Source organism: Nocardioides sp. (assembly GCF_035481145.1).
Taxonomy (GTDB): Bacteria; Actinomycetota; Actinomycetes; order Propionibacteriales; family Nocardioidaceae; genus Nocardioides.
Genome location: NZ_DATIHB010000137.1, coordinates 1 through 9649, shown reverse-complemented (window position 1 = coordinate 9649; position 9649 = coordinate 1). Strand labels below are relative to the sequence as shown.

Here is a 9649-nt window from a genome sequence, read left to right as displayed (position 1 = left end):
GGGCCGTGGTGCCGTGCTGGTCAGTCCTGCTGCTTGCGCCGGGCCAGGCCCAGGCCCACCGCGAGGAGACCCACTGCGACGAAGCCGATCAGCGCCAGGCCCGCCGGAGCGCCGGTCTGCGGCAGTGCGCCGTCCTCGGCCCCGTTGCCCGGGGTCTTGCCCCCGCCGTCAGTGGTCCCCGGGTCGCTGCCATCGCCACCCGGAAGACGCGGCGTCGTCTCGGTCGCCGTGACCGTGACTGCGTTGGTCTCCAGGGAGCGACCGAGGAGCGGCAGGTCGAGCGTCGCGAGCGAGGGGACCCGGGCGCCGGCGCCACCGCCTCCGATGACGCCGTCGATCACCTCGGTGAGGTCGAGCGTCGCCTCGTTCCAGTGGAGGTGGGCGACGTTCCACAGGGTGTCGGAGACCGACAGGCCCGGAAGCGGGATCCGCACCTCGGGAAGCTCGGGGAAGACCACTTCCATCACCGCGACGCCGTGGAGCGTCTCGCCGACGGCCGGCTCGAGGTCCCCGAAGTCCCACGTCACCAGCTGGTCGAGCAGGCCGACCGAGGTGGTGCAGGACAGGGCACCCACGCACTCCGGGCTGCCCGGGACCACGACACCCTTGAGCGTCGAGGTGACGTCCAGGAGGTTGAAGCCGGGGACGTGGTCGGTGACCTTCACGTCGTGGAAGTCCTTCGGACCGGTGGCGTCGAACTTCATCACGTAGCGGACGTGGTCGCCGTAGCTCACCACCCCGTCGCTCTCGACCCACTCGCCGTCGATCAGCTCGAACTGCTCCTTGGTCACCTGGGTGATCTGGCCCTGAGCGAAGTCGCTCACGACGATCGCAGCCATCACGCCGCCGCCGACGAAGTTGTCCTCGTCGATCTCCACACCCATCACGGGGACGGGCGCGAGGTCGTAGCCGGTCGGTGCCTTGGTCTCCTCCAGGAGGTAGCACCCGGGCTGGAGGTCGGCGAACATGACCTGACCCGCCTCGAGCGTGGTCGCCGAACCCAGCGACACGTCGCCCTCGCCGACGGACGGGCTCGCCGGGTAGGTGCATGCACCGTTCTCGTCGCGCTCGTTGTCGGCGTCGAGGAAGAGCTCGAACGTCGCACCGGCGAGGACCTCGTCGGTCTCCATGTCGCGCTTCTCGACGAGCATCGTCGTGACCTCGGGAACCGTGGTCTCGGTGGTGCACTCGTCCTCGGCGATGCACTCACCTCCGGTCTCCGGGTCCGGCAGGGCGACGTTGCGGAGCGTCTCGCCCCACGTGCCGGGCGCGACCTGGACGACGTACGTCGCGGTCACGGTGGCGCCGGGTGCCAGCTCCTCGATCGACCAGGTCAGCGTCTCCGCTCCCTCGGTGTCGTCGAAGACCAGGCCCTCGGCCTCCAGCTCGGAGGCGTTGGAGACCATCGTCGCGTCGTCGAAGACATCCGCGGCCTGATCGACGATGACCGTGTCCACGAGGGCGTGCTCGGTGTCGTTGTGGACGGTCAGCGTGTACTTCAGGCGCTCGCCCGGCTCGACCAGGTCGTCACCGTCGCCGGGGGAGGCGAGGTGCTTCACGGCCTTGTCGAGCGTGTAGTGCGGCGTGTAGTGGACGGTGTCATCGCAGTCGACGTCACCCTCGTTGACGCACGGCACGGGGCCGGGCGTCACGTGGTTGGCGATCGTGGCGTTCCAGGCGTCCTCACCGACGGTGACGGTGTACTCCAGGGTGAGCGGCTCGGAGCCGAGCACGGGCGCGTTCCACGTGATGACGCCGTCCTCGAGCGTCGCCTCGGCCGGCAGGCCGCTGACCCAGGCGTCCTCGACGCCGGTGAGGGTGTCCTCGACGACGATGTCGTGGACGTCCACGCCGTCACCGACCTTGGTCAGCGTGATCGTGTAGTCGATCTCGGCGCCCGGCAGCACGGTGGCGCCGTTGGGACGGTCGGCGGACTTGGTGACCGTCCACTTGCTCGCGATCGCTTCGTTCTCGATCGTGCAGGTGACGTCGGTGGCGAGGGCGACGGTGATCTCGTCGGCGTCGTTGACCGGCACGACCGCGTCGTCGCCGTCCAGGCAGCGCCAGCCACGCGCGTCGGGCTGGTACGTCGCCGGGCCCGACTCGCTGAGCGTGTACGTGCCCACCTTCACCGTGCCGGTCGCGGTGCCGTCACCCTCGACCGGGTCCTGGCCGGTGATCGACGCGGCGGGGGTCGCGGTCAGGGCGAACTCCTCGGCGTCGGTCTCGTCCTTCGTGTCGAGCGGGTCGACCTCCTTGACCAGGGTGAGCGTCGACTTCTTCGCCGTGTTGACGATCGTGCAAGTGACGTCCTGGTCGAGGTCGATCGCGACCGTCGCGGTGAGCTGGTCGACCGCGACGTCGGTCCCGTCGGGCAGCTCACACGTCCAGTCGCCGGCGGTGTGCGTGTCCGGGCCCTCCTCGGAGAGCTGGTACACGCCGGCGGTGGTGGCACCGGTCGCGTATCCGTCACCGCTGATGTCGGCTGCCTGCGCGTTCGTGAGGTGCGAGGCGGTGAGCGTCCAGCTCTTCTCGTCGGTGTGCTGGCCCGTGCCGTTGTCGTCCACGACCTTGGCCAGGGTCAGCGATCCCGGCTGTGAGGTGTTGGTGAACGTGCAGGTGACGGTCTCGCCGGCACCGACGCTGACCTCCGTGGTCTGGCCGTTGGAGCAGGCCAGGCTCGAGAGCTGGTAGCCCGAGGGGCCGCCGGTCTCGGAGAGGGCGAAGCTCTCGCCCGGGTTGACGTAGAACGTCGTGCCCTCGGCAGAGCCGGGAGTCGTGAGGTCGTCGGCGCCGTCGGTGTCGGGGTCGGCGACCAGGGTGAAGTCGCCGGGCGTCGCGTCGCCGCCGTTGGTGTTCTGCACGACCTTCTTCAGGACCAGCGCACCGGTGGCGTTGGTGACCGTGCAGGCGACGGAGCGACCCGCCGCCACGCTGACCTGCTGGTCGCCGTCGACGGTGCTGACGGTGCCGAACTCGCTACAGGTCCAGTCGCCGTACTGGTCGTAGCGCGGGTCGGCGTCGTCCTCGCCCAGCACGTACGGCGTGGACGCGGTGACCGTGTGCTGCACGCCGCTGCTGCCCGAGGCGAAGGGGGTGCCGCTACCGGTCGGGGTGGCGCTCAGCGTCCAGGCGCTCGCGGCGGTCGGGCCGTTGAGCACCTTCTTGTTCAGCGTGAGCTCGGAGCGGCAGGTGACCCGGTTGGTGACGGTGAAGTGGTTCGCGCCGCCGCCGAGGGAGACGGTCTCCGCGAGTGGGGCGTCGTCGAGCTCGTCGACGGTGCCGAACGGCGCGGCCGGGTCGGCCCAGGTGCAGAGCGGGTTGCCGAAGGTGACCTGCTCGTCGATGGCGACCGAGGTGTCCTGCAGGTAGTCGTCGTAGGACTGGCCCCACACACTCGCCGCATCGTCGAGCAGCAGGGTCGCGCCCAGGCCCAGGTGGGCCGGCTCGGAGCCCTCCGCGATCGGCGAGGCACCGTTGATCACCCACACCTTGTCGACGGTGAGCGTCGACGTACGGCTGTTGGTGAAGGTGCAGGTGACCAGGTCGTTGTCGGCGAGGTTGAGGCTGACGCCCGTCCCCGAGACAGTGCCGACGGGCGAGCCCGCCTTGACGCAGGCCAGACCCGTGAGGTCCCAGCCGGCGGTGGGGGTCTCGGTGACCGTCACCGTGCCCGGGGGGACCAGGTAGGTGATCGACTCGCCGAACTCGGCATCCTCGCCCGCCACGCCGGAGTCGTCGTCGAGGGTCGGGTTCGCCGACAGGTTGTTGGCGGCGGTGATGGTGAAGTCGAAGTCCTCGGCGCTGTTCGGCGAGGCGTTCTTGATGATCGTGATCGAGGCAGCGTCGACGGCGTCGGCGGCCAGCTGGTTGGCCATGTTGCCCGCGTTGCAGCCGTAGGGGCCGTCGGTGCTGATCAGGCCGAAGTGGTACGGCGAGCCGTTGATCGTGCCCGCAGCAGAGTTCGGGCCGTAGTCGAGCTCGGCCGCGATGTGGCCGTCCCACCGCAGGGTCGCCGTGGTGTCGGCGACGTCGGTGATGGTGAAGGAGATCGTGACGTAGACGTCGTAGGTGCCGGTCTGAGGCTCCGCGACCGTGGCCGGACCGTCGAAGTCGGTCGGGTCCGTGGTGCTGGCCCAGGTCGTGGTGGCACCGGCGCTGTTCTCGATGCGCAGGTTGTTCACGAAGTCGTAGGCGTAGAGGTTGCCCTTCATCCGCTGGAACTTGAAGTCCAGCGTGTAGGTGCCGGGCGCCAGGCCGCTCAGCTCGACCTTCTGCGGGACGTAGTCGCCTTCGGCGTAGTTGCCCTTGATCGCATTGAGGTTGCCGCCGATCCAGTCACCGGACGCGTCCTCGCGCGTGTTCTGCGTGAACGAGGTGACCTTGCAGCTCGGCGCGGGAGCGGGCTCAGCCGTGGCCGTCGGCACCTCCTTCGCGGAGGTCGTCGAACCGGTCTTGCCCTTGGTGGTGCTGCCACTGCCGGGGGCGGTGCTGTCGCCGGCGGGCGCGTCTTCCGGCTCCTCGGCGGTGCCGGAAGGAGTCTCACTCGGAGTGGTGTCGGTGTCGGGCTCGCCGCTGCCCCCGGTGCCGGGGGCCTCCGGGGCCGGTGGGGTCTCGCCCGACTCGCTGCCCGACTCGCTGGCCGGCTGCTCCGGCGCGGCAGCCTCCGTGGAGGTGGCTGCGGTCGTGTCGGGGTCCCCCTCGACGGCGTACGCCGGGGCGAGCGCCAGCGTGGGCACTGCCAGCAGGGCGACGCCCGCGGCCAGGAAGGTGCGCAGCGCGAGGCTCGCCTGGGCGCGCGCGGACGTGCTTCGAGTCAGGTTCTTCATTTTCTCCCCCGTGGGCTTGCGTCGCGGACCCGGCACGTGGGTGGTGTGCGGGGTCGCTCGTCAACAGAGGCCCAACGACGGTCCGGAATGTCTGCTACGCCTCACTTGCAATTGCCACGCAAAGGTCTGGACCACCTGAATCGGGCGAACTGCGACGTGCGTCTTCCTGCGCGGGGGGACGCGAGATGGGTACGTTTGAACTGTGACCCGACCCACACCGTCGGGCCGCGACCGCCCGCGGCGGTGACCCCGCCACGGCAGACAAGGGAGTCGACGTGTCTGATCTGATCCAGCTCCTCACCCCCGACGGCGACCGGGTGCCGCATCCCGAGTTCGCCTTCGAGCCCGACGCGGCACTCCTCGCCGCTCACGGCGACGAGACAGGCGTCCTCAAGGCACTCCTGCGCGACCTCACGCTCGTGCGCCGCTTCGACGTCGAGGCGACCGCGCTCCAGCGCCACGGCGAGCTCGGCCTGTGGCCGCCGTGCCTGGGCCAGGAGGCCGCCCAGGTCGGCGCCGGTCGGGCACTCGCGCCACAGGACCACGTCTTCCCGACCTACCGCGACCACGGCATCGCGTGGTGCCGCGACATCGATCCCGTCGCGCTGCTGGGCGTCTTCCGCGGCATCGGCCACGTCGGTTGGGACCCGGTCGAGAAGGGCTATGAGCCCGTCACGATCGTCATCGGAGCGCAGACCCTCCACGCCGTCGGCTACGCGCTCGGTGTCGCGCACGACGGCGACGTCGGCACGGGCGATGCGGCCCGCGACACCGCGGTGCTCGTCACCTTCGGCGACGGAGCGACCTCACAGGGCGACGTCAACGAGGCCTTCGTCTTCGCTGCGTCCTACCACGTCCCCGTGGTCTTCCTCCTCGAGAACAACCACTGGGCGATCTCCGAGCCCCAGAGCCGGCAGTCGCGGGTGCCCCTCGTGCAGCGCGCCAGCGGCTTCGGCTTCCCCGGCTACCGCGTCGACGGCAACGACGTCCTGGCGACGTACGCCGTCGTACGCCGCGCGCTCGAGCACGCGCGCTCGGGACAGGGCCCGGTGCTCGTCGAGGCCGTGACCTACCGGATGGGTGCCCACACGACGACCGATGACCCGACCCGCTACCGCAGCGACGACGAGCTCGAGGTGTGGCGCGGGCGCGACCCCATCGCACGGCTGGCGGCGCACCTCCGCGCCGAGGGGCTCGCCGACGACGCGTGGTTCGCGGCGCTCGAGGTCGAGGCGGACGAGCTCGGAGCCGACGTCCGGGCGCGGTGCAAGGCCTTGCCCGACCCGTCACCGCTGCTGCCCTTCGACGACGCCTACGTCGAGATGCCGCCGACGCTCGCCGCACAGCGCGCCGAGCTGGAGGAGCTGCTCGCTGACGACGCCGCGGCTGCGACGGAGGTCGTCCGATGAGCGCGCTCACCCTGGCCAAGGCGCTCAACGCGGGCCTGCGCCGGGCGATGGAGGGCGACGACAAGGTGGTCCTGCTCGGTGAGGACATCGGCCGCCTCGGCGGCGTCTTCCGGATCACGGAGGGCCTGCAGAAGGACTTCGGCGAGAACCGCGTCCTCGACACCCCGCTGGCCGAGGCGGGCATCGTCGGCACCGCCATCGGCCTGGCTCTGCGTGGCTACCGCCCGGTCGTGGAGATCCAGTTCGACGGCTTCGTCTACCCGGCGTACGACCAGATCGTCTGCCAGCTCGCCAAGCTCCACACGCGCATGGGCGGGCGGCGCACGCTGCCGGTCGTGATCCGGATCCCGTACGGCGGTGGCATCGGCGCCGTTGAGCACCACAGCGAGAGCCCGGAGGCGCAGTTCGCGCACACCCCGGGCCTCAAGGTGGTCACCTGCTCCAACCCCGTCGACGGCTACTGGATGCTGCAGCAGGCGATCGCCCACGACGACCCCGTGATCTTCCTCGAGCCCAAGCGGCTCTACCACTCGATGAAGGCGGAGATCGATCCCGCGCTGTCGCCCGCTCCGCTGTTCCAGTCGCGGGTGGTCCGCCCGGGCGCGGATGTCACGCTCGTCGGCTACGGCCCGACGGTGCAGACCTGCCTGGCAGCGGCCGAGCATGCCGCGGAGGAGGGGAGGTCCCTCGAGGTCATCGACCTGCGCACCCTCTCCCCGCTCGACCTGGGCCCGGTCGTCGAGTCCGTACGCCGCACCGGCCGCGCCGTCGTCGTCCACGAGGCACACCGGTCCTTCGGTGTGGGGGCCGAGGTGGCAGCAGCGGTGACCGAGCACTGCTTCCACTCGCTCGAGGCTCCCGTGCTGCGGGTGTGTGGCTACGACACCCCCTACCCGCCGTCGCGCGTCGAGCACGAGTGGCTGCCGACCGTCGACCGGGTGCTCGACGCCTCCGACCGCGCGGTGGACTTCTGATGGCCGACTACCGGCTCCCCGACGTCGGCGAAGGCCTGACCGAGGCGGAGATCCACGCCTGGCACGTCCAGGCGGGCGACACGGTCGCGGTCAACCAGGTGCTGCTCGAGATCGAGACGGCGAAGTCGGTCGTCGAGCTCCCCTCGCCGTTCGCGGGCACGGTGGAGGCGCTGCTCGTCGAGGTCGGCCAGACCGTCACCGTGGGCACTCCGCTCGTCCGCGTGGGTGACGGGTCCGCGGCAGAGCAGGGGAGTGGGCAGGCCGCTGAGGAGCGCAGTGGAGAGCGCCGCGCCGCGAGTCCGGGTGGCGGCGACGAGACGGGTCCGGCCACCCTCGTCGGCTACGGGCCGCGTGAGACGGTCTCGCGCCGCCGGCGACGTTCCGGTGCCCACGCCAACGCCCTCGCCCCCGCGCGTCCCGCTCCGGCGCCGGTCGCGGCTCCGGCCCGTGCCCTCGCCGCGCCACCCGTGCGGCTGCGCGCCCGCGAGCTCGGCGTCGACCTCAATCAGGTGTCGTCCTCGCGTCCCGACGGCGTGGTCACCATGGCCGACCTGACGGCGTACGCCGGCGGAGCCTCCGCTGCAGCCACCGCCCCGGCCGCAGCCCCCGCCATGCCGGAGCTTCGCGACCGGGAGTACCGCGAGCCGGTCAAGGGCGTCCGCAAGATGATGGCGGCGGCGATGGTGGAGTCGGCGTACTCCGCTCCGCACGTGACGCTGACCGTCGAGATCGACACGACCCACGCGGTCGACCTGGTCCGCGAGCTGCGCACGGACCCTCGCTACGAGGGCACCCGCCTCACTGCGCTGACCCTGATGGCCCGGGCCTGCATCCTCGCGCTGCGGGAGTTCCCCGAGCTCAACGCGCGCTGGGACGGCGAGGCCGTGACCTTCCGGCGCTACGTCAACCTCGGCATCGCCGCGGCGACCCCGCGCGGGCTGATCGTGCCCAACATCAAGGACGCAGGTGACCTCTCCGGCCCGGAGCTCGCGCGCGCGGTGGAGGAGCTGACCGCGACCGCCCGGGCCGGCAAGAGCCAGCCGGCCGACCAGGCCGGCGGCACCTTCACGATCACCAACATCGGGGTGCTCAAGGTCGACTCCGGCACCCCGATCATCAACCCCGGAGAGTCGGCGATCCTCGCCGTCGGCGCGATCCGCCGCAAGCCGTGGGTGATCACGACCAAGGACGGCAGCGAGGCGATCGCGATCCGTGACGTGGTGACCTTCTCGCTCTCGGTCGACCACCGGTTCATCGACGGGGAGAAGGCGTCGCAGTTCCTCGCGATGATCGCGGCGTTCTCGGAGGACCCTGCGGGGCTCGGTCTCTGAGGCGGAGCCGACGGGCCGGCCCGAGGATGCCGGACGCCGGCCCCGGTGGTGCTGGGGCCGGCGTCTCCGAGGGGCGGATCCGGCGGCGGTCCCGTGCCGGTTCAGGGTCGGGACCGTCACCGGAGCCTGCGGTGGGCCGCGACGCGGTGCGTGACGCGGGCCGGAGCCCGCCGCGAGGTCCGGGTGGCTGATGCCGACGGCTTCGTACCCGCCGATCAGCCCCGGTAACTCGCGAGCACGACTTTCCTGGTCGGAAGTTTCGACGCGTCAGAACGCATAGCGCGCGGCGCGCTCGGCGGCAGTGCCGGCGCCGCGCTCGTGGAGGCCGGCCAGCTCGGTGGTCAGCACCGCGCCGAGCCGCTCCAGGAACGTCTCGCGTTCCTCCGCTGCGTCGGACTCCTCCGGCACGACGATGTCGACCACGCCGCGCTCAGCCAGGCCCGTGGCGAGGATCTGCTGGGCCTGGGCCATCGCGGGGGCGTGGTCGGTGTCCCGGTGGACGATCGCGGATGCGCCCTCGGGCGGAAGGGGTGCGAGCCAGCCGTGCTGGGCCGCGACCACCCGGTCGGCAGGGAGGAAGGCGAGCGCCGCGCCGCCGTTGCCCTCACCCAGCATCAGGCTCAGCGTCGGGGCACTGCAGCTGACCAGGTCGGCGAGGCAGCGCGCGATCTCGCCCGCGATGGCCCCCTCCTCGGCGGCGGCCGAGAGCTCGCCGCCACGGGTGTCGATCACGGTCAGCACGGGGATCCGGAGCTCGGCCGCGAGGGCGAAGCCGCGCCGGGCGACCCGCAGCGCCGCCGGTCCGAGCTTGTGGCCCGCCGCCTCGGCCGCACGGTCCTGGCCGACGACCACGCACGGCTGACCGCCGAAGCGGGCCAGGGCCAGCAGGAGCGCCGGGCCCACCTCGCCGGCCTGGGTGCCGGAGAGCTCCACGACCTCGGAAGCCCGCGCAGCAAGGAGATCGCGTACGCCCGGCCGCTCGGGTCTGCGGGTCCGCGTGACCGCGTCCCACGCGTCGGTGCGGGCCAGCTCGGCCGGGTCGGCCGGGTCGGCCGGGTGGGCCGGGTGGGGATGACCACAAGCCCCACTTCGCGTGACCACAAGCC

Annotated in this window: 5 protein-coding genes; 3 read left to right on the top strand and 2 right to left on the bottom strand. The window is 71.6% G+C overall.

Annotated elements, in window-relative coordinates; genetic code table 11:
* Positions 1 to 20: 20 nt before the first annotated feature.
* On the bottom strand, positions 21 to 4829 hold the full coding sequence (locus VLF38_RS11180; RefSeq protein ID WP_325271339.1) for a SpaA isopeptide-forming pilin-related protein: 4809 nt from the start codon (positions 4827 to 4829) through the stop codon (positions 21 to 23).
* Positions 4830 to 5104: 275 nt separating this feature from the next.
* On the opposite strand from VLF38_RS11180, the gene VLF38_RS11175 reads away from it, so the two are divergent.
* From VLF38_RS11175 to VLF38_RS11165, 3 genes are read left to right on the top strand one after another with little or no spacing between them, the layout of a single operon-like run.
* Positions 5105 to 6238, top strand: a complete 1134-nt coding sequence (locus VLF38_RS11175; protein ID WP_325271338.1) for a thiamine pyrophosphate-dependent dehydrogenase E1 component subunit alpha — start codon at positions 5105 to 5107, stop codon at positions 6236 to 6238.
* Positions 6235 to 7212, top strand: coding sequence for an alpha-ketoacid dehydrogenase subunit beta (locus VLF38_RS11170; protein WP_325271337.1), 978 nt, complete (start codon positions 6235 to 6237; stop codon positions 7210 to 7212). The genes VLF38_RS11175 and VLF38_RS11170 overlap by 4 nt, the downstream gene beginning before the upstream one ends.
* Positions 7212 to 8543: a dihydrolipoamide acetyltransferase family protein gene (locus tag VLF38_RS11165; protein ID WP_325271336.1), complete on the top strand. Its 1332-nt coding sequence runs from the start codon at positions 7212 to 7214 to the stop codon at positions 8541 to 8543. Before VLF38_RS11170 ends, VLF38_RS11165 begins: the two co-directional genes overlap by 1 nt.
* A gap of 267 nt (positions 8544 to 8810) precedes the next feature.
* Here VLF38_RS11165 and VLF38_RS11160 read toward each other — a convergent pair.
* Positions 8811 to 9649 (bottom strand): carboxyl transferase domain-containing protein (locus VLF38_RS11160; protein WP_325271335.1); only part of this gene is annotated, 839 nt, incomplete at its 5' end.

Coding starts and splice junctions, on each gene's coding strand:
- VLF38_RS11180 (WP_325271339.1), bottom strand. CDS start 4,829: ATGAAGAACCTGACTCGAAGCACGTCCGCGCGCGCCCAGGCGAGCCTC.
- VLF38_RS11170 (WP_325271337.1), top strand. CDS start 6,235: ATGAGCGCGCTCACCCTGGCCAAGGCGCTCAACGCGGGCCTGCGCCGG.
- VLF38_RS11165 (WP_325271336.1), top strand. CDS start 7,212: ATGGCCGACTACCGGCTCCCCGACGTCGGCGAAGGCCTGACCGAGGCG.